This is a genomic window from Arthrobacter sp. SLBN-122, from assembly GCF_006715165.1.
GTDB lineage: Bacteria > Actinomycetota > Actinomycetes > Actinomycetales > Micrococcaceae > Arthrobacter.
On the sequence record NZ_VFMS01000001.1, the window covers coordinates 43,864 to 68,166 of the forward strand.

Sequence of the window (24,303 nt, forward strand, 5' to 3'; positions counted from 1 at the left end):
GTAGTTGCGGACCTGCCCGCGCATACCGGCGGGGCGGGAGGAACCGGTCAGCGGACGGCCACCCGGAGCCGGTTGCGCCATGGATCCTCGAACCGGAGCTCCGCACCGGTGTGGTGGGCAGGCACCCCGGCGACCTTGAGGCGGTCAGCCAGCGCCCCGACGTCGTCCCCGGCCGGAACTTCGATGAGCACCTCCCCCAGCCCAAGGGTGTCTTTTCGTGGGCCGGCGCCGCGGCTGTTCCAGACGTTCATGGCCATGTGATGGTGGTAGCGGCCCGCGGAAACGAACAGTGCCTGGCCATGCCAGCCCGCCGTTTTTTCGAAACCGAGGGTTCCCACGTAGAAGTCCCGGGCCGTCTGGACGTCGCCCACCTGAAGGTGGACGTGCCCTACCCCGGCGGACGTCTGCCGCTGGCCCTCGAGGGACTTCTCGGTGAGGTGCTGCTCCAGGTAGCGCTGCGGCGGAAGCGCGAGGCTGTCCATCACCACGTCCGCCCCGTTCCAGGACCAGTTGCTGCGCGGCCGGTCCCAGTACAGCTCGATGCCGTTGCCCTCGGGATCGGTGAAGTAGAAGGCCTCACTGACCAGGTGGTCGGCACTGCCGGTGAAGGAGCGGGGCTCGTATTGGGCGGCCGTGGCGATGGTGGCGGCGAGAGACGCCTGATCCTCGAACAACAGGGCCGTGTGGAAGAGGCCCGCCTCTCCCCTGTCGGGAAGGTGCAGCCCGGGGGCCGGCGCCAGGTGGACCAACGGCCTGCCGAGCCTGCCGAGATACAGGCCGCCGTCCTGGTCGGCCACCACCTCGAGACCCAGGGCGCGCTGGTAGTAGTCGGTCATCACCTTCATGTCGCCCACCTTGAGCATCACCGTGCCCATGGCGAGGTCGGCAGGAAGAAGATCCTGGCTGCTGGCTGCTGCGGTCATGTGAAGGCTCCTTGTGTTGGCGGCCGTCCCGTTGGCGGCCTGTCACACATTAAAATTACTTGAAGCTTCAATTTATTCCAAGTCCCGTGCTCATCCTGCTCAGCGGATGATGCGGCCGCCCAGCACCACATGTTCCAGGGCCGAGATAGCTTCCGGGACAGCCCGCGGGTCCTCCCGGCACACCACGACGTCGGCCCGGGCACCTTCCGCCAGGTTCTCCGCTCCCAGCCAGGTGCGGGCTGACCAGCAGGCAGCGTCCAGCGCCGCCTCCATGGGCAGGCCTGCGCCGTGCAGGGCGAGGATCTCGTCGGCGATCCTGCCATGGCGGATCACGCTGCCGGCATCCGTGCCGGCAAAGATGCGCACTCCGGCGGCATGGGCTTCGGCCACGCGTTCCAGCCTGCGTTCCCAGAGGGCGCGCATATGGGCTGCGTAGCGCGGGAACTTGGCGTCTGCCTGGGCAGCGATCCCCGGGAAGGTGGCGATGTTGATGAGGGTGGGCACGATCGGCACATCCTGCTGCGCGAACCGGGGCAGGTGCCGCGGCAGGAGCCCCGTTGCATGTTCAATGCAGTCAATTCCGGCATCCAGCATCTGGTCCAGGGTGTCCTCGGCGAAGCAGTGTGCGGTCACCCGGGCGCCTTCGTCGTGGGCTGCGCTCACGGCATCGCGGACGACGGCGGCGGGAAACGACGGCGCCAGGTCGCCGGCGCCGCGGTCGATCCAGTCGCCCACGAGCTTGACCCAGCCGTCGCTGTCGCGCGCCTGCTTCCGGACGGCTTCTACCAGGCCGTCCGGTTCCACCTCTGCCGCGAAGCCCCGCAGATACCTGCGGCTGCGGGCAATGTGGCGTCCGGCGCGGATCAGCAGCGGGAAGTCCCGGCCGCCCTGCATCCACCGGGTATCGGCTGGGGAACCTGCGTCCCGGACCAGCAACGTGCCTGCCGACAGGTCCGCCCGGGCCTGGTCTTCGGCAGTTGTTGGGTCCACCGGGCCGCCCGGTCCGAGTCCGATATGGCAGTGGGCGTCCACGAAGCCGGGCAGCACCCAACCGTCCAGAACGCGGTCCGGCGCCTGGCGGGGACGGGTGTACGTCAGCTTTCCGTCGACGGACCACAGGCCCCGCTGCTCTGTGTCCGGCCCCGTAAGCACAGGGCCGCTGAATTCGATGATCTCCGGCATTGGACTCCCTCTTTGTCGCCAGTCAGGCTAGCACCGGCCATGTGACAAGGCCCTTCCGGAGGGCTGTGGTAGCTTCGTTCCTGACCACACGGGTGCCCCTGCAGGGGCTGAGATCGGGCTGACGCAGCCTGCGACCGTTGAACCTGTCCGGGTAATGCCGGCGAAGGAAGTGAGTATTCCTTGAGTACACCAAATGCACAGCTAAGCCCTGCCCAAAACCAGTCCGGGAAGGCCATGCCTGAAGACAGCGCCGTAACGCAGTCCCTGAAGTCACATTCGCTGGCGTTCCTCGAGGACGCGGAGCCAGGCATCCGGGTCCCGGTGACGGAGATTGCCCTGGAGCCCTCCCCCAATGGAGCGCCGAATGCGCCCTTCCGGACCTACCGCACTGCCGGGCCGGGCAGCGATCCTGTCCGCGGCCTTCCCCCTTTCCGCACTGAATGGATAGCCGCACGGGGAGACTCGGAAGCCTATGGCGGCCGGGAACGGAACCTGCTCGACGACGGCCGGTCGGCAGTCCGGCGCGGCGCGGCGAGCGCAGAGTGGAAAGGAGCGCGGCCGGTGCCCCGCCGCGGCGTCGAAGGTAAAACCGTGACGCAGATGCACTACGCGCGGCAGGGCGTCATCACTCCCGAGATGCGCTTCGTGGCGCTGCGGGAGAACTGCGATGTGGAGCTGGTCCGCAGCGAGGTGGCCGCCGGCCGTGCCATCATCCCCAGCAACATCAACCACCCCGAGTCCGAACCGATGATCATCGGCAAGGCGTTCCTGGTGAAGATCAACGCCAACATCGGCAACTCGGCCGTTACCAGCTCCATTGCCGAAGAGGTGGACAAGCTGCAGTGGGCCACCCAGTGGGGCGCGGACACGGTGATGGACCTTTCCACTGGCGATGACATCCACACCACCCGCGAATGGATCATCCGCAACTCTCCGGTGCCGATCGGCACCGTCCCGATCTACCAGGCCCTGGAGAAGGTCAACGGCGAAGCCAATGCGCTGACGTGGGAGATCTTCCGCGACACGGTCATTGAGCAGTGCGAACAGGGCGTGGACTACATGACCGTCCACGCCGGCGTCCTGCTCCGGTATGTTCCCCTCACGGCCAACCGGGTGACGGGCATCGTCTCGCGCGGCGGTTCGATCATGGCCGGATGGTGCCTGGCCCACCACCAGGAAAACTTCCTGTACACGCATTTCGATGAGCTCTGCGCGATCTTCGCGAAGTACGACGTCGCGTTCTCCCTGGGCGATGGACTGCGGCCGGGAGCGACGGCGGACGCCAATGACGCTGCGCAGTTCGCGGAACTGGACACCCTGGCTGAGCTGACACAGCGCGCCTGGGAGTATGACGTACAGGTGATGGTGGAAGGGCCGGGCCACGTGCCGTTCCACCTGGTCCGCGAAAACGTTGAACGCCAGCAGGAACTGTGCAAAGGCGCGCCCTTCTACACCCTGGGCCCGCTCGTCACCGATGTGGCCCCCGGGTACGACCACATCACCTCGGCCATCGGCGCCACGGAAATCGCCCGGTACGGCACGGCCATGCTCTGCTACGTCACCCCGAAGGAACACCTGGGCCTGCCCAACAAGGACGACGTCAAAACGGGGGTGATCACGTACAAGATCGCTGCGCACGCCGCAGATCTCGCGAAGGGACACCCCGGCGCCCATGAACGGGACGACGCCCTGTCCAAGGCGCGGTTCGAGTTCCGCTGGCGCGACCAGTTCGCACTGTCCCTGGACCCGGTGACGGCGGAGGCCTTCCATGACGAGACACTGCCCGCAGAACCGGCCAAGACGGCGCATTTCTGCTCCATGTGCGGTCCAAAGTTCTGCTCCATGAGGATCAGCCAGGACATCCGGGACGAGTACGGATCAGCAGAAGCACAGGCTGCCCTGGCGGACGCTGCAGCCGGCATGAGGGACAAGAGCCAGGAGTTCCTGGCGGCGGGCGGAAAGGTTTACTTGCCGGAGCTGACCGTTCCCGCCCAAAATTAGGGGTTCAGGAGGCCCGGGCTGACTGCACGCGGCTGACGTCCCTGATGAAGGAGCGGATGATCCGGTCCCCTTCCACGGAGTCATGGGGCCGGTGCCCTCCCGCCGCGGTGCGGTGGAGGGCGCCGGTCTCGCGCAGGTAGCCTGCGATCTCCTCGTAGAGCGGCTCCCATCCCCCGGTCAGGACCAGGGTGGGAACGCCGGGAACGATGTGCAGCGGAGCTTCCCAGGCCGGCGCCTGCAGCCGCAGCCGCCGGGCAGAGCGCTTTTCCTCGGCCGTGGCCGGTTGCTGCAGATCGGTGGCATAGACGCGCCGGACGAATTCGCGCTGGAAATCCTCATCGCTGAGCTGGTGCCGGACGTCGAACAGCGGCTGCATCAGCTTGATATGCGCCGCCGTGGCGGGAAGCTCGGCAGTCAGCGACAGGCAGGCCGGCTCCACCAGCGTCAATGAAAAAACGAGGTCGGGACGTTGGACGGCGGCCATCATCGCCGCGATGGCGCCCTGGGCGTGTGCCACGACGTGCCCTCCCGCGGCGCCCCTGCCGTCGTCGGCCAGAGACCGCAGCACAATGGCAGTGTCCTCATCGAAGGACGACTCCACGGGCTCAGCCACGGGATCAAACCCGTGGCGGCGCAGGAACAGTGCGTCGTAGGACAGTGCCATGCCGTGCTGGCGCGGCCATGCGGCGGCGCCGAAATTCCCGGCGCCGTGCACGAACACTACCCTCTGCTTGAACATGACCCAACCCTATTCCACGGCACCGGTATCCCGCCGGACCCCATCCCAAGTGACTCGCAGTTAACGCACTGAAAGGCGTGTTTCGGAGCGTTAATTGCGAGTTACTTGGGTTGGGCTGTTATTTGCCGAGGAACTTGTCGAAACCCTTGGGAAGGTTCAGCTGCGAAGGATCGAAGTCTCCCGACTGCTGCCCGAACGCGGCACCCGTAGGCAGTGCCTTGGCGGCGTTGGCACGCCGGGCTTCGGCGTCCTTGCGCTCCTGGGCGGCCTTGGCCGGGTTGCCCGACTTTGCCTTCTTCTTGGGCGCGTTCTTGGCATTCTTCCGCGCGCCGCCGCCGGCTCCGGGCATTCCCGGCATCCCGGGCATGCCCGGCATTCCGCCCTGTGCCATCTTCTTCATCATCTTCTGGGCCTGGGCGAAACGCTCCAGCAGGCCGTTGACCTCCGAGACGTGCACGCCGGAACCGCGGGCGATGCGGGCGCGGCGGGAGCCGTTGATGATCTTCGGAGCCACGCGCTCGTGCGGGGTCATGGACCGGACGATGGCCTCGACGCGGTCGATTTCGCGCTCGTCGAACTGCTCAAGCTGCTGCCGGATGTTCTGCGCGCCAGGCATCATCATGAGCATTTTCTTCATGGAGCCCATGTTGCGGATCTGCTGCATCTGGGCCAGGAAGTCATCCAGGGTGAAGTCCTCCTGGTCGGCGAACTTCTTCGCCATCCGGGCGGCTTCGTCCTTGTCCCAGGACTTTTCGGCCTGCTCGATGAGCGTGAGGACATCGCCCATGTCGAGGATGCGCGAGGCCATGCGGTCCGGGTGGAAGAGCTCAAAGTCGTCCAGGCCTTCACCGGTGGACGCGAACATGACCGGCTTGCCGGTCACAGACGCGACCGAGAGGGCGGCACCGCCGCGGGCATCGCCGTCGAGCTTGGACAGCACGATGCCGGTGAAGTTGACGCCCTCGTCGAAGGCAAGCGCCGTGTTCACGGCGTCCTGGCCAATCATCGAGTCGATGACGAACAGGACCTCGTTGGGCACGATGGCGCGGCGGATCTGCCGTGCCTGCTCCATCATGTCGGCGTCGACGCCGAGCCGGCCGGCGGTGTCCACGATGACGACGTCGTGCAGCTTCTGGCGGGCTTCCTCGACACCGGCGCGGGCCACCGCTACGGGGTCACCTGCGGGGTGCTCAAGTTCAGAGGACGTGGCGCCCGGGTGGGGTGCGAACACCGGCACCTTGGCGCGCTGGCCCACGACCTGGAGCTGGGTAACGGCGTTGGGGCGCTGCAGGTCGCACGCCACCAGCATGGGGCTGTGGCCCTGGGCCTTCAGCCACTTGGACAGCTTGCCGGCAAGGGTGGTCTTGCCCGCACCCTGGAGGCCCGCCAGCATGATGATAGTGGGGCCGTTCTTTGCCAGGCGAATCCGGCGGGTCTCGCCGCCGAGGATCTCCTGCAGTTCCTCGTTGACGATCTTGACGATCTGCTGGCTGGGGTTCAGCGCGGCGGAAACCTCAGCGCCGAGGGCACGTTCGCGGACCCGTCCGGTGAATTCACGGACCACTGGCACGGCAACGTCGGCGTCCAAAAGGGCGCGGCGGATCTCGCGGACTGTGGCATCAACGTCGGCCTCAGTGAGGCGGCCTTTGCCGCGGAGATTCTTGAAGGTTGCTGTCAACCGGTCAGAGAGTGAATTGAACACGCGCCGTGCACTTCTTTCAGTGGATGATCGGGACTCGACTATCTAGGGTACCAAGTCAGGCACGCAAGGTGGCATGCTGGCAAAATGACGAGCCAAACAACTGTGAAGACTTTGCTCATCCTCGGCGCTTCCGGCGACCTTACCGGCCGGCTGCTGCTGCCGGGCCTTGCGCGTCTGGTCGCTGCAGGGCGCGCGGAGGGCCTCACCCTGGTGGGTGCCGGCTCGGACCCGTGGACGCCGGAACAATGGCGGGAGCGCGTCCAGTCATCGTTCGCCGGTGCAGCCGGCGCATCAGACAGGCCGGGGAAGGACGCCCTCGAGCTGCTGCAAAAGGAGACCGTGTACCACCAGGTGGACGTCACGGCCAAGGGTGCCCTCGCATCCCTGCTCAAGGGACTGGAAGGACCCGTGGCCGTCTACTTTGCGTTGCCGCCCAGGATCAGCCAGGCGGCCTGCGGGACGCTCCAGCCGGAAGAGGTCCCGGAAGGCACCCGCCTGGTGATGGAGAAGCCCTTCGGCTCCAGCGAGGAATCCGCACGGTCCCTCAACCGGACTTTGGCCCGCCTTGTCCCGGAGGACCACATCCACCGGGTGGACCACTTCCTCGGCAAGGCCACCGTCCTGAACATCCTGGGCCTGCGGTTCGCCAACAACTTCCTGGAGCCCGTGTGGAACCGGCAGCACGTGGAGAAGGTGGAGATCTTCTTTGACGAGGACCTGGCCCTGGAAGGCCGCGCGCGCTACTACGACGGCGCCGGGGCCCTCCGCGACATGATCCAGAGCCATCTCCTGCAGGTCATGGCGATCATGGCCATCGAACCCCCGGCCACCATCGGCGAGCGCGATCTCCGTGATGCCGTCTCCACCGTCCTGCGGGCCAGCAGCGTCAAAGCCCCCTTCACTGAATCAACGCGCAGGGCGCGCTATACGGCCGGTTCCGTGGCCGGCAAGGACGTCCCCGACTACGCCAGGGAGGAAGGCGTGGATCCCGGACGGGAAACGGAAACACTTGCCGAAATCCAGGTGGGCATCGACAACTGGCGGTGGCAGGGCGTGCCTTTCATCCTGCGCTCGGGCAAGGCCCTGGGGGACAAGCGAAAGGAAGCGGTGGTTACTTTCCTGCCGGTGCCGCACCTGCCCCAAGGCTTCACCGGGGTGGACTCCCCCAACCAGCTTCGGATCGGCTTCGGCCCCGACACGCTGGAGTTCGACGTCGACGTCAACGGGCCTGGAAACATCTTCAGCCTGGGCCGTGTGGCCCTGGAAGCAGAACTGAGTGCCTCCGACCTGCTGCCCTACGGCGAAGTGCTGGAGGGCGTGCTGACCGGCGACCCGTTGCTGTCCGTCCGCAGCGACACCGCGGAGGACTGCTGGCGGATCGTCGAGCCGGTGCTCAAGGCGTGGGAGCGGGGGGATGTCCCGCTTGAAGAGTACGACGCCGGTTCGGCCGGCCCGGCATCATGGCCCACCAACCGGCGCAGGGGCTGAATAGTTCCCGGCCCGGGGCGGCGAGGGCACCATTAACAACAAAGAGGACGGGCAGGAACCTTTCGGTTCCCGCCCGTCCTGCTTTGCCGTTCTGCATATGGGTCCTGGCTAGATGGCGGCTACTCCGCGCTCCCCGGTCCGGACCCTTACTGCTTCATGGACGTCCATGGTCCAGACCTTGCCGTCCCCGGCCCTGCCGGTATTGGAACTGGCAATGATCACGTCCAGGATGTCGTCGGCCTGCTCGTCCGTGGCCAGGACTTCCACCCGGATCTTGGGCAGGAGGTCCACGTTGTATTCGGCCCCGCGGTAGACCTCGGTGTAGCCGCGCTGCCGGCCGTATCCGCTGGCTGCGCTGACGGTGAGGCCCTGGACGCCGTAGGCTTCCAGTCCTTCCCTGACGGTTTCGAGCTTTTCCGGCCTGATGATTGCAGTAATCAGTCTCATGCCCCCACGCTTTCCTTACCTGTTGCTGACTGTGACTTCTGTGCACCCGGCGCCGCCTGGACCGGCTCGCCCTGGCCCTTGCCCGTGATCATGTCGTGCAGCGGCTGGAAGCTTCCGCCGTGGCCGCTCAGGCCGAACTCGTAGGCAGTCTCGGCGTGCAGGCTGAGGTCCACACCCACCGTTTCCTGTTCCTGCGAAACCCGGAAGCCCATGGTCTTGTGGATGGCCAGCGCAATGATGGCCGTCAGGACCGCGGAGTACGCGATGGCGATACCGGCTGCCGCGAGCTGCGCCCAGAGCTGGGTCAGTCCGCCGCCGTAGAAGAGTCCGCCGCCGGCACCGTCCGTTGGCAGTGCGATGAAGCCCAGGGCCACGGTGCCGATGATGCCCGAAACCAGGTGGACGCCGACGACGTCCAGCGAGTCATCAAAGCCCCAGCGGAACTTCAGGCCGACTGCCAGGGCGGAGGCTACACCGGCCACCACGCCGAGGCCGAGGGCTCCGACCGGGCTGACGTTGGCGCAGGCGGGGGTGATGGCCACGAGGCCCGCAACAACACCGGAGGCTGCGCCCAGGGAGGTGGGGTGACCGTCGCGGATGCGTTCGGTGACCAGCCAGCCGAGCATGGCCGCGGCCGGGGCTGCGAGGGTGTTGATCCAGATCAGGCCGCCCTGTTCAGCGGTGGTGGCAGCACCGCCGTTGAAACCGAACCAGCCGAACCAGAGGATGGCCGCGCCGAGCATGACGAACGGGATGTTGTGCGGGCGGTGGTTCGGGTCCTTGCCGAAGCCCTTGCGGTTGCCAATGATCAGTACGAGGACGAGCGCTGCCACACCTGCGTTGATGTGGACCACGGTACCGCCGGCGAAGTCGATGGCGGGGCCCAGGGCCTTGCCGATGGCTCCTTCGGGGCCGAAGAGACCGCCGCCCCACACCATGTAGGCCAGCGGGCAGTACACCAGGGTGACCCACACGGGGACGAAGACGGACCAGGCGCCGAACTTGGCGCGGTCGGCGATGGCGCCGCTGATCAATGCCACCGTGATGATGGCGAAGGTGGCGGCGTAGCCCACCTTGATCAGACCGTCGGGGGTGGTGATGCCCTCAAGGCCGAACGTGGCGAACGGGTTGCCCACGATTTCCAGGAATCCTTCACCGGAGCTCATGGAGGCGCCCCACAGCACCCAGACAACGCCCACCATGCCGATGGAGATGAAACTCATCATCATCATGTTCAGGGCTGCCTTGGCGCGGGTCATGCCGCCGTAGAAAAATGCCAGACCGGGTGTCATGAACAGCACAAGGGCTGCCGCCACCATGACCCAAACGTGACCTGCGGTAAGTTCCATGGTGCACGTCCTCTCTCATCGAATCTTGCGGAGTACTCCGCCTGCCAACGCCTTTTGCGTCCTGTAAAGAGTCTGTGGGCGGCGTGTTTCGCCCGCGGAGGATTTAGATTGCCGGCCTGTTACAACAACCTCTAGGAAGTAAATGGTGCATATCCGCCTTGTTACGGTTATGTTTCCGCACCCGCGCAGCCACCCGGCTCCCTTTCCTGCAAGGACTCCTGCATCATGACGGCAACACCCCGCGAAAGCGGCGCCACCTCGAGGTTTCTGGCCCGGCTTAGGCCGCAGCGGGAGAAGCTTCCCCGCGACATCAAGGTGATGCTGGCCGCCGCGTTCCTCATTGCGCTTGGATTCGGGCTCGTTGCGCCTGTATTGCCCCAGTTCGCAACAACCTTCGGGGTGGGGAACACCGAGGCTGCGGTCATTGTGGCAATTTTTGCCTTCATGCGCCTGGCGTTCGCGCCCGCCGGCGGCGCCCTGATCGGCAAGCGCGGAGAGCGTCCGGTCTATGTGGCAGGGCTGTTGATCGTCGCATTGTCCACGGCGGCATGCGCGTTCGCGCAGGACTACTGGCAGCTGCTGCTGTTCCGCGGCCTCGGCGGAGCCGGGTCCGTGATGTTCACGGTGGCGTCGATGGCCCTGGTGGTCCGGCTGGCGCCGCCCAAGAGCAGGGGGAGGGTGTCAGGAGCCTATGCGTCCGCTTTCCTGATCGGAAATGTGTGCGGGCCGATTGTGGGCGGGCTGCTGGCAGGGCTGGGCCTGCGGGTCCCGTTCCTTGCCTACGCGGCAGCCCTGCTGGTTGCCGCGTTCGTGGTGCAGACCCAGCTCAGCCATCAACGCCGGGACGGGGGCGAGGCCCAGCACCGTCCACCGGACATGCGCTTTGGCGAAGCCCTGGCAGCCGGAACCTATCGGTCGGCCCTCCTGTCCAGCTTTGCCAACGGCTGGGCCACGTTTGGCGTCCGGATGGCAACGGTGCCGCTGTTCGCCGCGGCCGCCTTCGGGGCAGGCCCACAGGCGGCCGGACTGGCGCTGGCCGTGTTTGCTGCCGGGAATGCAGCCGCACTCACCTTTTCGGGGCGGCTGGCGGACTCGCTGGGACGCAAGCCCATGATGATCTCCGGCCTGCTGGTGGCAGCCGTCTCAACTGCGGCGATCGGCTTTACTTCCGACCTGCCCTGGTTTCTTGCGGCATCGACGCTTGCCGGCGTCGGGTCCGGCCTTTTCGGTCCGGCCCAGCAGGCCGCCGTGGCGGACGTCGTTGGCAACACACGTTCCGGCGGCAAGGTGCTGGCCGTCTACCAGATGACGTCCGACGTCGGAGCGATCGTTGGCCCGGTGGCGGCCGGGCTGCTCGCGGACCGGCTGGGCTTCGGCTGGGCTTTCGGCGTGACCGGCGGCGTCATGCTCCTGGCCGCCGCCGGCTGGCTGCCCACGCGGGAATCCTTGCGGACGGCCGCTGCCTAGCCTTCCCCGCGGGCTTCCGGCTTCCGGGCCGCCCTGCTAATTCAGCAGGGCGTCGACAAAGCCTTCGGTGTCGAACGGGGCCAAGTCGTCCGCGCCTTCGCCCAGACCGATGAGTTTGACGGGCACGCCGAGGGTCTTCTGGATGGCGACGACGATGCCGCCCTTGGCGGTTCCGTCCAGCTTGGTCAGCACGATGCCGGTGATGTTGACCACCTCCGAGAAGACCCGTGCCTGGTTCAGTCCGTTCTGGCCGGTGGTGGCATCCAGCACCAGCAGGACCTCGTCCACCTCGGCCAGCTTCTCCACGACGCGCTTGACCTTGCCCAGTTCGTCCATCAGGCCCACTTTGTTCTGCAGGCGCCCGGCGGTGTCGATCATTACGACGTCCACTTCCTGCTCAATGCCCGCCTTCACTGCCTCATAGGCAACGGAGGCGGGGTCGGCGCCGTCGATGTCCGACTTCACGGTGGGAACGCCGACGCGCTGCCCCCACGTGGCCAGCTGTTCGGCGGCGGCGGCGCGGAACGTGTCAGCGGCGCCCAGCAGGACGTCCTTGTCCTCGGCCACCAGCACGCGGGCCAGCTTCCCCACAGTGGTGGTCTTGCCCACGCCGTTCACGCCCACCACCATCATCACGGCAGGCTTGTCCGCATGCCGCTGGACATTCAGGCTGCGGTCCATGGAGGGGTCCACGAGCTTGATCAGTTCCTCCCGGAGCATGGCCTTGACGTGTTCGGGGGTCCGGGCGCCCAGCACCTTGACCCGTTCCCGCAGGGCATCCACCAGTTGCATGGTGGGTTCGGTTCCGAGATCCGCGAGCAGGAGTGTTTCCTCCACCTCGTCCCAGACGCTCTCGTCGATCCGGTCGCTGGAGAGCAGCGCCAGCAGGCCCTTGCCCATGATGTTGTTGGAGCGGACCAGCCGCTCACGGAGCCGGATGAGGCGTCCCTCGACGGGCAGCGGGGTTTCGACCGGGATGGTTTGCAGCCCGGCAGCGTCGTCCGGAACCGTGGTGGTGTCCAGCCCTTCGACGTCCACGCCTGCCGGGGTTCCGCGTTCTATGGTGCCGGTTCTGTCCGCCACCGCGGTGCTGCCGCCGGAGCGGATCTCCGGGTCGTTGGCGTCGCGGGTGCCGGGGTACCGGGTGATGTTCCTCCGCGTCTTGAGCAGGACCGGAATCAGCCCGCCGATGACCACCAGCGCAGCAAGAATGGACAGGACAATGGGAAGGATGTCATTCACTCCCCTAGCTTCTCACAAACAGCCCTGCCGATTCCGGCGCCAACTGCGCCCCTGACCTGCCCCTATGCGGCGCGCCGGCTGGCTGGACCTCGGCCGCTGCTACACCTCAGCGCCCAGGCGCTGGCTGATCACGGTGGAGACGCCGTCGCCCCTCATGGTCACGCCGTACAGGGCGTCCGCCACCTCCATGGTCCGTTTCTGGTGGGTGATGACGATGAGCTGGCTGGACTCCCGGAGTTCCTCGAAAATGGTGATCAGCCGGCCGAGGTTGGTGTCGTCCAGCGCCGCCTCCACCTCGTCCATGACGTAGAACGGCGAGGGGCGCGCCTTGAAGATGGCCACCAGCAGGGCCACTGCGGTGAGGGACCGCTCGCCGCCGGACAGCAGAGACAGCCGCTTGATCTTCTTGCCGGCTGGGCGGGCCTCCACCTCGATGCCCGTGGTGAGCATGTCCTCCGGATCGGTGAGGACCAGCCGGCCTTCGCCGCCGGGAAAGAGCCGCTCGAAAACGCGGACGAACTGGGCCTGGGTGTCCTCGAACGCTTCGGCGAAGACGCGCTGGACCCGGTCATCCACTTCCTTGATGATGTCCAGCAGGTCCCGGCGGCTGGCCTTCAGGTCCTCAAGCTGGGTGCTGAGGAACTGGTGCCGCTCCTCCAGCGCCGCGAATTCCTCCAGCGCCAGGGGGTTCACCTTGCCCAGACTGGCGAGGTCCCGTTCGGCCTTGCGCAGCCGCTTCTCCTGCTCCTGCCGGACGTAGGGCTTCCCTTCCAGGATCTCTTCCCCGCCGGCGTCAACGGGAGCGCGCAGTGCTGCCCACTTGTCGCCGGTCTCCTCCGCGGGCACCGGTACCGGGACGTGCGGCCCGAACTCTGCCACCAGGGCTTCGGGGGTGATGCCCAGTTCGTCCACCGACCGGGTTTCCACCGCCTCGATCCTGGCCCGCTGCCGGGCCCGGGCCAGCTCGTCCCGGTGCACGTTGTCGGTGAGGTCAGCCAGTTCGCGGGCCAGGGCGTCGTTCGCTTCCCGGATGTCCCGCAGCCCTCGGTCACGCTGTTCGCGGTTTTCCTCGGCCAGGTCCCGTTCGTGCCGGGAGAGGTCCACGGAGAGGTCCACATACCGCAGTGCCATTTCCACGGCTGCGGATACCGCGGCGGCACGCCTGGCCTGGATGCGGCGGCGCCGGGCGCGCTGGGCCGCTTCCTCCCGGGCGCGGCGTTCGGTGGCGGCGGCCCGCTCAAGGGATGCCACCCTGTTGCCGGTGGCGGCCAGCTGCTCCTCGGCACTGCGGAGGGACAACCGCGCCTCCACCTCGGCAGCGCGGGCGGCGGAAGCTGCATGGGCCAGGGCGTCCCGCTGTTCGGTGGAGGGCTCCTCTTCAACGGGAGCTTCCTGCGCAGCGGCCAGCCGGGCGGTGATGGCGGCGAGCGCTTCCTCCTCCGCGGCAACGTTCTCCCCCGCACGTGCCAGGGAGGCAGCCAGGCGCTCACTCTCGCCCACGGCGCTGCGCAGGACCGAGTTGAGGTGGCCCAGGCGTTCAGCGACGGCGGCCAGGCGGGCATCGGATTCGTGCAGCCTGTCCAGGGCAGCGTCTGCCGCCTCCTGGGCTTCGGCGCGCCGGGCCTCGGCGGCGGCCAGGGCGAACCTGTTCCGCTCCAGGTCCGCCGTGACCGCCGAGAGGCCCCGGTCGGCGTCGTCCACTGCCGCCTGCACCTCAAGGAGAGACGGTGCCTTGGCCGAACCGCCGGCAGCGGATACAGCGGTGAACACGTCCCCTTCGCGGGTGACGGCCGTGAGCCCGGGCTGCGAGGCCACGAGCGCTGCCGCGGCATCAATGCCGGTGACGACGGCGGTTCCGGACAGCAGGTGCCGGACCAGCGGGATGTGCCCCGCAGGCCCGTCCACCAGGTCGGCGGCCCATTGCGCGCCGTCCGGCAGCGGCACCTCCTGCCCGTCCTCCCGGTGGACCGCCGCGGCCGATGCCAGGAGCAGCGACGCCCGCCCGGCGTCGTCGTCCTTGAGTACCTGCAGGACTGCGGCCGCCGTGTCCCCGTCCTGGACCAGGACTGCCTCGGATGCTTCCCCCAGCGCGGCGGCGATCGCCGCCTCGTAACCGCCTTGCACCGTGATCCCGGCTGCCAGGGTGCCCAGCACTCCCGGCATCCCGGACTCCAGCACATGCCGGGCCCCATCCTTGCGGTCCAGTCCGAGCTTGAGAGCCTCGAGCCGGGCGGCGAGGGCGTCCCGCTTGCGGACTCCCTCATTGACCGCGGCCTTGAGGCCGGCGATCTCCTGGAGGACGGTGTCCAGTGCTTCGCTGGCAGCCTCATAGTCGGCGTCGAGGGACTCCTCCCCTTCTTCCACGCCGGCCACCTGGTTTTCCAGTGCGGTGAACTCGGCCTGGGCACGGGCACGCCGTTCCGTGCCGGCGGCAAGGGACTCCCGCAGCCGGCCCAGCTCCGCCTGCGCGGACTCCACCCGGGACCTGGCGGCGGCTACTTGTCCGGCCAGGCGGGCCAGGCCCTCCCGCCGGTCCGCTGCCGCCCGGAGCTGCGCCGTGAGCCGCCGGTCCTCTGCCTGGGCTGCCTGCTCTGCTTCCGCCTTGGCGGTGCTGGCGGTGTCCAGTGCGGCGCGCCTGGACTGGATGTCCTGTTCGAGCTCGGCCAGCTCCTGCCGCACCCTGGCTGCCTGGCGCTCGAGCTGTTCGGGATCCCGCCCGGAAGGCGCCACGGTGTCTTCGGAACCCAGCAGGCGGCTGCGTTCGGTGGCCAGCGAACCGAGCGACCGAAGACGTTCGCGTGCAGTGGAGAGCCGGTACCACGTGTCCCGGGCGGCGTTGAGGCGGGGCGTGGCTTCGGCTGCCAGCTGCTCCAGCGCTGCCTGCTGCCTGCGCCCGGCTTCGAGTTCCTCCTCGACGGCGGTCCGCCGGGCTTTGAGCGCGGCCTCGTCCGCCACGTCCTGCTCCAGCGCCTGCTGCAGCTGGACGAGGTCATCGGCGAGCAGCCGGGCCCGGGCATCCCTGACGTCGAACTGGACGCGCTGGGCACGGCGGGCCACTTCCGCCTGTCTTCCAAGGGGCGTCAGCTGGCGGCGGATTTCCCCGGTGAGGTCCGTAAGTCGCTGGAGGTTGGCCTGCATGGCCTCCAGCTTCCGGACCGTCCGTTCCTTGCGCCGGCGGTGCTTGAGGATCCCCGCCGCCTCTTCAATGAAGCCGCGCCGGTCCTCCGGGGTGGCATGCAGTACGCGGTCCAGCTGGCCCTGGCCCACGATGACATGCATTTCCCGGCCCAGCCCGGAGTCGGAAAGGAGTTCCTGGATGTCAAGCAGCCGGCAGCCGGCACCGTTGATGGCATATTCGGAGCCGCCTGTCCGGAACAGCGTCCGCGAAATGGTCACTTCGCTGTATTCGATGGGGAGCGCGCCGTCGGTGTTGTCGATGGTCAGCGAAACGTGGGCGCGTCCCAGGGGCGGGCGCCCGGACGTCCCGGCAAAAATGACGTCCTCCATTTTGCCGCCGCGGAGGGTCTTGGCCCCCTGCTCGCCCATCACCCAGGCCAAGGCGTCCACCACGTTGGACTTGCCGGATCCGTTGGGACCCACCACGGCGGTGACTCCGGGTTCAAAGTCGAAGGTGGTGGCAGAGGCAAAGGACTTGAACCCCCGGACGGTGAGGCTTTTGAGGTGCAAGGCTTTTCTGGTCTCCTGGAGCGGGTGGGGCACTTTGCTGGATCCGGCTCACTACAATCTACTGCGCAGGACCGACATTTCCCCGCACCAGCACCCGGAAGCCGGGGCCGGCACACGGCCGGATATGCCAGTTCCGGCCGGGCAAAGGCATAGTTAAGCTCTTGAGCCTGCGTTTATGTGGGTACAGTCACCGCATGAATGCGCCACGGAAACGAAGAGGGGCTTGAATTGGCAGGTAATGCAACCTTCCGCCACAGCAACACTGCGCTGCTTTCGGTGAGCAGCGTCGAGGCTCCGAGGATCGTCAGTTCCACGGACTTCGACCGCCACCTGGCGTCCACGCTGAAGCGGCTGAAGTTTCCGCCCCGCCTGCTTGAGCGCGTCGCGGGCATCACTCACCGCCGGTGGTGGGCCCCTGGAACATCGTTCGACGATGCCGCCGTCGAAGCCGGCGCCAAGGCACTGGCGGAGGCCGGCATCGAGGCCTCCGACGTCGGACTGCTGATCAACACCTCGGTGACGCGGCGCAACCTCGAACCGTCCGTGGCGGTGAAGATCCACCACGGCCTCGGCCTGCCGTCGTCGGCCATGAACTTCGACCTTGCCAACGCCTGCCTGGGGTTTGTGAATGCCCTGACCCTGGCTGCGAACATGATCGACTCGGGACAGATCCGGTACGCGGTCATCGTCAATGGCGAGGACGCCCAGCTGACGCAGGAAGCCACCCTTGCCCGGCTGCAGCGGCCCGAAACCACCCGCGACGACTTCAACCGCGAGTTCGCCACCCTGACGCTGGGATCCGGGGCCGCCGCGGCCGTCCTGGGACCGGCCGATGAGCACCCCGGTGCGCATCGGGTGGTGGGCGGTGTGATGCGCGCCGGCACCGAGCACCACGAATTGTGCGTCGGCGGCATCGACGGCATGCACACCGACACGAAAGGCCTGCTCGACGGCGGCCTTCAGCTGGTGGTCGATGCGTGGCATGAAGCGCAGCCCGAGTGGGACTGGGCTGCCATGGACCGCTACGTCACCCACCAGGTCAGCAACGCCTACACCCAGGCCATCATTGACGCGATCGACCTCGACCCCGGCAAGGTGCCCATCACGTTCCCGCACTGGGGCAACGTGGGACCTGCGTCGCTGCCCATGACGCTTGCGGCCGAGGCACAGTCCCTGGGAGCCGGGGACCGGGTCCTGTGCATGGGTGTGGGTTCGGGCCTGAACACCGCAATGCTGGAAATCGTTTGGTGATCGCGGACTGGCCGGGCGTGGACGCCCGATGGTCACGTGAAATCGATGTCCCCTCCACAGCAGCCGTGGACGCGCCGGGCGCGGTGCGCCGCTGGCACGTGCTGGACAACGGGGCAGAACTCACCCGCAGCGGCCTGGCTCCCGCCGGAACCCTCCTGTGCGTGCACGGCAACCCCACCTGGTCCTACCTGTGGCGGAGCCTGCTGGCCGCCGGATCCAACCCCGCTCATCCGTGGCGGGTTGTGGCGGTGGACCAGCTGGACATGGGCTTCTCCGAGCGTACGGGCACCTTCCGCCGGCTGGCGGACAGGATCCAGGACCTGGGCGACCTGACGGACGCGCTGGCCCTGGACGGCCCGGTGGTAACGGTGGGCCACGACTGGGGCGGGGTGGTCAGCCTGGGCTGGGCCCTGGCCCATCAGGACCAACTGGCAGGCGTGGTGCTGACCAACACGGCCGTGCACCAGCCCGCAGGTTCGCCCATTCCCCCGGCGTTGCGCCTGGCCCTGCACCCGGCCGTGCATACCTGGGGAACCACCACCTCCGACGCTTTCCTGCGGGTGACGCATTCGCTGGCGCATCCGCCGTTGCCGGCAGATGTCCGCAACGCATACATGGCCCCCTACCGCACAGCCTCACGGCGTGAGGGAGTGGGCAACTTTGTTGCAGACATTCCCGTTGATGCTTCGCACCCCAGCTTTGCTGCGCTCAGCGGCGTCGCCGAAGGCCTGCGCAGCCTGGATGTCCCTGCCCTGATGCTGTGGGGTCCGCGCGACCCGATCTTTTCCGACCGCTACCTGAAGGACCTCATCGGCCGCCTCCCGCACGCCGACGTGCACCGCTACGAGGGCGCGGGACACCTGCTCGCGGAAGACCGCGACATCGCACCGGCCGTCTTCGACTGGCTTGCCGGGCGGGTTACCGGTTCCGGGGAGGACTCACCAGCGGTTCGGCGCAGCATGCCGCAGGTACCGGCCGGCGAGGGTTTCCGGCCCCTATGGTCGCTCCTCGCGGAACTGGCAGCCGGTCCCTCCCAAGGTGAACCGGCCGTCGTCGAAATGAAAGCCGACGGCACCGTTGCCCGTTCCCTTACATGGCAGCAGCTGGACAATGCTGTGGGCCGCCTCGCCGCCGGCCTGGACCGGGCAGGCGTCAGGCCCGGCAGCAGGGTGAGCCTGATGGTCCCGCCCGGGGTCGACCTGACCGTAGCCCTATATGCCTGCCTGCGGCTGGGAGCCGTCGTGGTAGTGGCCGATGCCGGCCTGGGCACCAGGGGGCTGAGCCGGGCCGTCAAGGGGGCCACCCCCGATTTCCTGATCGGTATCGATAAGGCGCTGGCCGCCGCCCGGGTGCTGGGATGGCCGGCCAGGCGCATCAGCGTCCGCGACCTGCCGGCTGCCCGCCGCCGGATCCTTGGGGTTGAGACCTCCCTCGCCGCCCTGGCAAGGGAGGGGTCCAGGCCTACCGCTTGGCCTAATGACGGCGGCGCATCACACCCGGACCCGGACTCCCCCGCCGCGGTGCTCTTCACCTCCGGTTCCACCGGTCCTGCCAAGGGCGTGGTGTACACGCATCGGCAGCTCGCCGCGATGCGGGACACCGTGGCCGAAACCTTCGGGATCCATCCGGGCCAGCGGCTGGTGGCAGGCTTCGCACCCTTCGCCTTGCTGGGGCCGGCACTGGGAACCGTGTCCGTGACGCCGGCTATGGACGTCACCGCTCCACGGACCCTGACGGCACGTGCCCTCGCGGACGCCGCGGCGGCCATCGATGCCACGGTGGTGTTCGCGTCCCCGGCTGCCCTGCGCAATGTCGCCGCCACCAGCGGCGGACTGACCGCTGAAGGCACTGCCGCCCTGAAACGCGTCGAACTGCTGCTCTCCGCCGGCGCCCCCGTCCCGGAACCGCTCCTTGCCGAGGTGCAGCGGCTGCTGCCGGGCGCCTCCCTGCACACCCCCTACGGAATGACTGAGGCGCTGCCCGTCACGGACATCAGCCTGGAACAGATCCTGGCCGCCAGCGCCGACGCCGAATCCGGAGCAAAACCCGGGACCGGCAACGGCGTCTGCGTGGGCCGGCCCGTCCACGGCGCCCGGGTAGCCCTCATCCCGCTGGCAGCGGACGGCACCGCGCCCGGCTCCCTGCCTGTCACGGAGGCCGGGATCACGGGAGAAATCCTGGTCAGTGCCCCGCATGTCAAGGAAGCGTATGACCGGCTCTGGCTGACCGAAGAAGCCAGTGCCGCTGAGTCCGGCTGGCACCGCACCGGCGATGTGGGGCACTTCGACGCCGACGGCCGGCTGTGGGTGGAAGGCCGCATTGCGCACGTCATCACGGCGCCTGGTGCGGTGGTGACCCCTGTTGGCGCGGAACAGGCCATTGAACGCCTGGCCGGTATCCGCATGGCCGCAATTGTTGGCGTGGGACCGGCGGGGACGCAGGCTGTCACCGCCGTCGTGGAGACCGTCCCGCCCGTCCGGAAAGCCGGGCCCGCCGGCGTGGACCTGGCCGGAAAGGTCCGGGAAGCTGCCCGCACGGCAGGCGTCTCCGTGGCCGCTGTCCTGGTTGTCCCCGCACAGCCCACCGACATCAGGCACAACGCGAAGATTGACCGGACGCGGCTGTCCCGATGGGCTTCCTCCGTCCTGGCCGGCGGCCGCCCGGGGACCCCATGAAGATCCTGGTCACCGGCGCCAGCGGGCTGCTGGGCCGGGAAGTCGCGGGGCAACTGGTGCGCAAAGGCTATGACGTCACCACCTTCCAGCGGCGCCCTTCAGGGGTCGACGGCGCCACGGACCACTGCGGCTCCCTCGCCGACGATGCTGCCGTCAGGGGCGCCGTCCAGGGTGCCGAAGCAGTCATCCACCTGGCAGCAAAGGTCTCCTTCACCGGCCGTCCCGCGGAGTTTGACGAGGTAAACGTCCAGGGCACCCGCCGCCTGCTCCTGGCCGCCCGCGGGGCCGGGGTGCGGGACGTGGTTTTCGTGTCCTCGCCGTCAGTGGCCAACTCAGGTGCCGCCATCGCAGGCCTGGGTGCGGAACCGGCGGACCCGGACCGTGCCCATGGTGACTACTCCCGCACCAAGGCGCAGGCCGAACTGCTGGCCCTTGCCGCGGACGCCCCGGACTTTCGTGTTGCCGCCGTGCGGCCGCATGTGGTCTGGGGGCCCGGGGACACCCAGCTGGTGGAACGGGTGCTGGAGCGGGCGGCCCGGCACCGGCTGCCGCTGCTGGACGCGGGCGCCGCCCTGATCGACACCACGTACGTGGACAACGCTGCGGCAGCGATCGTTGCCGCGCTGAAGCGGATCAGCCACATCCATGGCAGGGCGCTGGTTGTCACCAACGGGGAGCCACGGCCGGTGGGCGAACTCATTGCCGGCATCTGTGCCGCAGGCGGTGCGCCCGCTCCGTCATGGTCCCTGCCGGGGCGGCTTGCCCGGATTGCCGGTTCCGCCGTGGAAAGGGTGTGGCTGGGGCTGGGAAAGCAGGACGAACCGCCCATGACGAAGTTCCTTGCTGAACAGCTGTCCACTGCCCACTGGTTCGACCAGCGCGAGACCCGGAAGCTCCTCGACTGGACTCCGGCTGTATCGATCGATGAAGGCCTGGCAAGGCTGGCCGTGCACTACGGCTCCCGCTGACATGACCGTCCGGACCGGCCGAACCCGCGTTACCAGCGGCCGTTGCGGGGCCGCGGCTGGCACACCGGGCAGGTGTGGGACGAGCGGTTCATGAACTGCTCGCGGCGGATGATCGCCTGGATTCCTGCTGCCGCGCATCTCCTGCACGGCTCACCCTGGCGGCCGTAGGCGTTGAGGGACCGGTCGAAGTAGCCTGAGGCACCGTTGACGTTGACGTACAGCGAATCAAAGCTCGTTCCTCCTGCTGCCAGGGCATCGAGCATGACCTCCCGGGCGGCATCGAGGACCCGTTGCGCCTCGCCCCGGCGAAGGGTGTCCGTGGGCCGGGCGTAATGCAGCTTGGCGCGCCACAGCGCTTCATCTGCGTAGATATTTCCGATTCCCGAGACCAGGCCCTGGTCCAGCAAAGCCCGTTTCAGCCCCGTTTTGCGTTTGCGCAGGCGGCGGTAGAAAAGATCGAACGAGAACGCGGGGTCCAAGGGATCCCGGGCGATGTGGGCCGCTTCCTCTGCGATGAGTGGAAGGGGGAATTCCGCGAGGCCGCCCGGGCCGCCGTCGTCCGTGGGTACCAGGGCGGTGACAAAGAGGCCGCCGAAGATCCGCTGGTCCACGAAGCGCAGCTGGTCCGGCATGCCGTCACGGGGGCTCAGCCGGAACCGGACCTTGAGGTGCTTTTCATCGGGAACGCCGGGGCCCTGCATCAGCAGCTGCCCGCTCATGCCAAGGTGCGCCATGAGTGCCACGCCCGGCACGGGGGAATCTTCGGGGTTCCCGGGAAGCGGGGCGGTGGCGTCCACCAGCGGCATCCACAGGAACTTGCCGCGGCGCACGACGTCGGACACCGTAGCGCCTTCGAGGTTGCCGATGAAGTCCCCGGCCCCGAGGGCGTGGCGCCGGATGGAGCGCGGATCAATGACGTCCACAGCGCCGATGGTCCTGCCGCGGACCCAGTTCACCAGGCCGCGGCGCACCACTTCCACCTCGGGCAGTTCAGGCACGGGGCGCTACTTGGCTGCTACGGAGCCTGCGGAGGTGCCGGGTGCAACCTGGGCCGCGGCACCGGAGAGTACGCGCCAGGCGTCGGCTGCCGCTTCCTGTTCGGCTTCCTTCTTGGAATGGCCCGAGCCCTTGCCATAGGCCGTGCCGCCGATGTTCAGCACCGCCGTGAAGGTGCGGGCATGGTCCGGGCCGGAGCCGTCCACTGCGTAGTGGATGCTGCCCAGCTGCCGGCTGGCGGCGAGCTCCTGGATGTTGGTCTTCCAGTCGGTGCCGGCGCCCAGGACGGCGGCGTCCTTCAGCAAGGGACCGACCAGACGCATGACCAGTTGGCGCGCGGTCTCGATGTCGTTGGAAACGTAGGTGGCCCCGATCAGGGCCTCCATGGTGTCCGCGAGGATGGAGGCTTTGTTCTTGCCGTGGGTGAGCTTTTCGCCCTGACCCAGGTAGATGTACTCCCCGATGCCGAGGCTCCGGCCGATGCCGGCCAGGGCCCGGGTGCTGACGACGGCGGAGCGGCGCTTGGCGAGTTCGCCTTCGGGCAGCTCCGGGTTGTCCCGGTAGAGGGCGTCGGTGACGGAGAATCCCAGAATGGAGTCGCCCAGGAACTCGAGCCGCTCGTTGGTGGGTATGCCGCCGTTCTCGTACGCGTATGAACGGTGGGTGAGCGCAAGACGAAGCGTCCCGGCGTCAATAGTGACACCGAGACGCTTCAGAAGCTCTTCAGTTGAAGACATCAGTCAGCCTGTTGGGCCGATTAGACGTCAGCGACCTTGCGGCCCTTGTACTCAAGGAACAGCGCAGTGCCGGCAGAGTCGGTAACGACCTTTGCCTGGTGCGGCAGGCTGTAGGTGACCTGGCCGTTCTCGACGGTCTTCACCAGGTGGGGGGCGGTCGCCTTCCACTGCGAGCGGCGGGCGCGGGTATTCGAGCGAGACATTTTCCGCTTGGGAACAGCCACGGCTAACTCATTTCTCTCTAGACAAACACGTACAAATCAATTTTGCCGGTCAGGCTTAGCCATATCAGCTAGGGCAGCCCAGCGAGGATCCAGGACCTCGTGGTGGTGCCCCGGCTCGTCTTCCAGGCGAACTCCGCATTCGGAGCAAAGGCCCTGGCAGTCTTCCCGGCACACCGGCTGGAACGGCAGATTGGTGACAACCGCGTCCCGCAACACCGGTTCAAGATCGATTACATCGTGCTCGACTCGACGTTGCTCTTCATCTTCTTCTCCGTCCGAAAGCGGGACGCCCTCGTAGAAGAAAAGTTCTTGCACATTGACCTCAAGGTCATACGCAAGGGGATCCAGGCATCGGCCGCACTCACCTGTAACTTCGGCAAGCACGGTTCCTGATACCAGAATTCCTTCGTGTACGGCCTCAAGCCTCAGATCCAGCTCGACATCCGAGCCTTCCTGAACACCAATGAGCGCCACACCAAGATCACCCGGTGCGGGTACATGTTCCTTCAGCGTCCGCATGCTTCCCGGACTGCGTCCGAGGTCCTTGACGTCGAACGCCAGGGGCGAACCAGCATCTCTGTTAATGAGAACTCCTGTTGAACATATGACCGACGTACCATCTTAGCCTGAAGAGCCGCAGCGACTCAAACCGGCAGGAGGAAGCGCCGAAGTACCGATCCAGCCTACCGCTTTGGCTGCTGATCCGGCGAAGGCTCGCCGGAAACCAGCCGGCGGTGCACCGATCGGGGGACGTAGTCCGACACGCTGCCACCCAGGACCGACACCTCTTTGATCAGGGTGGACGACAGATGGACGTAGCTGGCCTCGGCCGGGAGGAAGACGGTCTCCACCCCACTCAGCTGCCGGTTCATGGTGGCCATGGGAAGCTCATAGTCAAAGTCCGACGAGGACCTCAGTCCCTTGACGATGGCCGACACACCGCGCTGCCGGCAGTACTCCGCCAGGAGCCCCTCGCCCACCGGTTCCACCACGATCCCCTTAAGCAGCGCCAGGGTTTCGCGAGCCATTTCCAGGCGTTCCTCCAGGCTGAACATGTACTTCTTGGCGTAGTTGGTGGAGATGGCCACGATGACCTCGTCAAAGAGGCCGGCAGCCCGTGCGATGACTTCGAGATGGCCGTTGTGGATGGGGTCGAAGGATCCGGGGCACACAGCGCGTCTCATGCTCCGAACCTACCCCATGGAAAGGCCGGGATACCATGACT

Annotated in this window: 19 protein-coding genes and 1 riboswitch; of the genes, 6 read left to right on the plus strand and 13 right to left on the minus strand. The window is 67.4% G+C overall.

The genetic code is table 11. From position 1 onward, the window contains the following. Positions 1-47: 47 nt before the first annotated feature. The gene (locus FBY36_RS00255; protein WP_142116789.1) at positions 48-923 is read right to left on the minus strand and encodes a VOC family protein; all 876 of its coding nucleotides are present in this window, start codon (positions 921-923) and stop codon (positions 48-50) included. A gap of 99 nt (positions 924-1,022) precedes the next feature. After that, positions 1,023-2,105: an amidohydrolase family protein gene (locus FBY36_RS00260; protein WP_142116791.1), complete on the minus strand. Its 1,083-nt coding sequence runs from the start codon at positions 2,103-2,105 to the stop codon at positions 1,023-1,025. A gap of 78 nt (positions 2,106-2,183) precedes the next feature. Next, positions 2,184-2,291, plus strand: a riboswitch (TPP riboswitch). Positions 2,292-2,339: 48 nt separating this feature from the next. Between FBY36_RS00260 and thiC the strand changes: the two genes are divergently transcribed. Beyond that, positions 2,340-4,106: a phosphomethylpyrimidine synthase ThiC gene (gene thiC / locus FBY36_RS00265; protein ID WP_235008650.1), complete on the plus strand. Its 1,767-nt coding sequence runs from the start codon at positions 2,340-2,342 to the stop codon at positions 4,104-4,106. Positions 4,107-4,110: 4 nt separating this feature from the next. Here the strand turns inward: thiC and FBY36_RS00270 are convergent, their stop codons facing one another. Further along, complete coding sequence (locus FBY36_RS00270) at positions 4,111-4,845, minus strand: alpha/beta fold hydrolase (RefSeq protein ID WP_142116795.1); 735 nt, start codon at positions 4,843-4,845, stop codon at positions 4,111-4,113. A 118-nt stretch (positions 4,846-4,963) separates the two neighbouring features. Beyond that, positions 4,964-6,547, minus strand: coding sequence for a signal recognition particle protein (ffh, locus tag FBY36_RS00275; RefSeq protein ID WP_142116797.1), 1,584 nt, complete (start codon positions 6,545-6,547; stop codon positions 4,964-4,966). Between the two features lie 84 nt (positions 6,548-6,631). On the opposite strand from ffh, the gene FBY36_RS00280 reads away from it, so the two are divergent. Continuing rightward, the gene (locus tag FBY36_RS00280; protein WP_142116799.1) at positions 6,632-8,035 is read left to right on the plus strand and encodes a glucose-6-phosphate dehydrogenase; all 1,404 of its coding nucleotides are present in this window, start codon (positions 6,632-6,634) and stop codon (positions 8,033-8,035) included. A 108-nt stretch (positions 8,036-8,143) separates the two neighbouring features. Here FBY36_RS00280 and FBY36_RS00285 read toward each other — a convergent pair whose 3' ends face one another. Next, entirely contained in the window at positions 8,144-8,482 is a 339-nt protein-coding gene (locus FBY36_RS00285; RefSeq protein ID WP_056335370.1) for a P-II family nitrogen regulator, read from the minus strand. After that, positions 8,479-9,831, minus strand: coding sequence for an ammonium transporter (locus FBY36_RS00290; RefSeq protein ID WP_142116801.1), 1,353 nt, complete (start codon positions 9,829-9,831; stop codon positions 8,479-8,481). Before FBY36_RS00290 ends, FBY36_RS00285 begins: the two co-directional genes overlap by 4 nt. Before the next feature lie 225 nt (positions 9,832-10,056). Between FBY36_RS00290 and FBY36_RS00295 the strand changes: the two genes are divergently transcribed. Continuing rightward, a complete protein-coding gene (locus FBY36_RS00295; protein ID WP_142116803.1) occupies positions 10,057-11,298 on the plus strand; it encodes an MFS transporter in 1,242 nt (413 codons plus the stop codon). 36 nt (positions 11,299-11,334) lie between these two features. On the opposite strand, the gene ftsY is transcribed toward FBY36_RS00295, so the two are convergent. Together ftsY and smc are read right to left on the minus strand one after the other, a co-directional pair. Continuing rightward, a complete protein-coding gene (gene ftsY, locus FBY36_RS00300) occupies positions 11,335-12,540 on the minus strand; it encodes a signal recognition particle-docking protein FtsY (RefSeq protein WP_142116805.1) in 1,206 nt (401 codons plus the stop codon). Between the two features lie 99 nt (positions 12,541-12,639). Further along, positions 12,640-16,227, minus strand: a complete 3,588-nt coding sequence (smc, locus tag FBY36_RS00305; protein ID WP_142116808.1) for a chromosome segregation protein SMC — start codon at positions 16,225-16,227, stop codon at positions 12,640-12,642. Positions 16,228-16,455: 228 nt separating this feature from the next. Here smc and FBY36_RS00310 point away from each other — a divergent pair, with 228 nt between their 5' ends. The 3 genes from FBY36_RS00310 to FBY36_RS00320 are packed head-to-tail and all read left to right on the plus strand — an operon-like array spanning position 16,456 to position 21,121. Beyond that, positions 16,456-17,478 (plus strand): 3-oxoacyl-ACP synthase III, encoded by a 1,023-nt coding sequence (locus tag FBY36_RS00310; RefSeq protein ID WP_200830407.1) that lies wholly within the window; start codon positions 16,456-16,458, stop codon positions 17,476-17,478. Further along, positions 17,472-20,153, plus strand: coding sequence for an alpha/beta fold hydrolase (locus FBY36_RS00315; protein ID WP_142116813.1), 2,682 nt, complete (start codon positions 17,472-17,474; stop codon positions 20,151-20,153). The genes FBY36_RS00310 and FBY36_RS00315 overlap by 7 nt, the downstream gene beginning before the upstream one ends. Continuing rightward, entirely contained in the window at positions 20,150-21,121 is a 972-nt protein-coding gene (locus FBY36_RS00320; RefSeq protein WP_142116815.1) for an NAD-dependent epimerase/dehydratase family protein, read from the plus strand. Before FBY36_RS00315 ends, FBY36_RS00320 begins: the two co-directional genes overlap by 4 nt. A gap of 29 nt (positions 21,122-21,150) precedes the next feature. Here FBY36_RS00320 and mutM read toward each other — a convergent pair whose 3' ends face one another. The 5 genes from mutM to coaD all read right to left on the minus strand — a co-directional run bounded on the left by mutM (position 21,151) and on the right by coaD (position 24,262). Then, positions 21,151-22,119: a bifunctional DNA-formamidopyrimidine glycosylase/DNA-(apurinic or apyrimidinic site) lyase gene (gene mutM / locus FBY36_RS00325; RefSeq protein WP_142116817.1), complete on the minus strand. Its 969-nt coding sequence runs from the start codon at positions 22,117-22,119 to the stop codon at positions 21,151-21,153. Positions 22,120-22,125: 6 nt separating this feature from the next. Next, positions 22,126-22,854: a ribonuclease III gene (gene rnc, locus FBY36_RS00330; RefSeq protein ID WP_142116819.1), complete on the minus strand. Its 729-nt coding sequence runs from the start codon at positions 22,852-22,854 to the stop codon at positions 22,126-22,128. Positions 22,855-22,874: 20 nt separating this feature from the next. Next, positions 22,875-23,078 (minus strand): 50S ribosomal protein L32, encoded by a 204-nt coding sequence (rpmF, locus tag FBY36_RS00335; protein WP_009356569.1) that lies wholly within the window; start codon positions 23,076-23,078, stop codon positions 22,875-22,877. 36 nt (positions 23,079-23,114) lie between these two features. After that, entirely contained in the window at positions 23,115-23,639 is a 525-nt protein-coding gene (locus FBY36_RS00340) for a YceD family protein (protein ID WP_142116821.1), read from the minus strand. 122 nt (positions 23,640-23,761) lie between these two features. After that, a complete protein-coding gene (gene coaD, locus FBY36_RS00345) occupies positions 23,762-24,262 on the minus strand; it encodes a pantetheine-phosphate adenylyltransferase (protein ID WP_056335335.1) in 501 nt (166 codons plus the stop codon). Between the last annotated feature and the right edge of the window lie 41 nt (positions 24,263-24,303).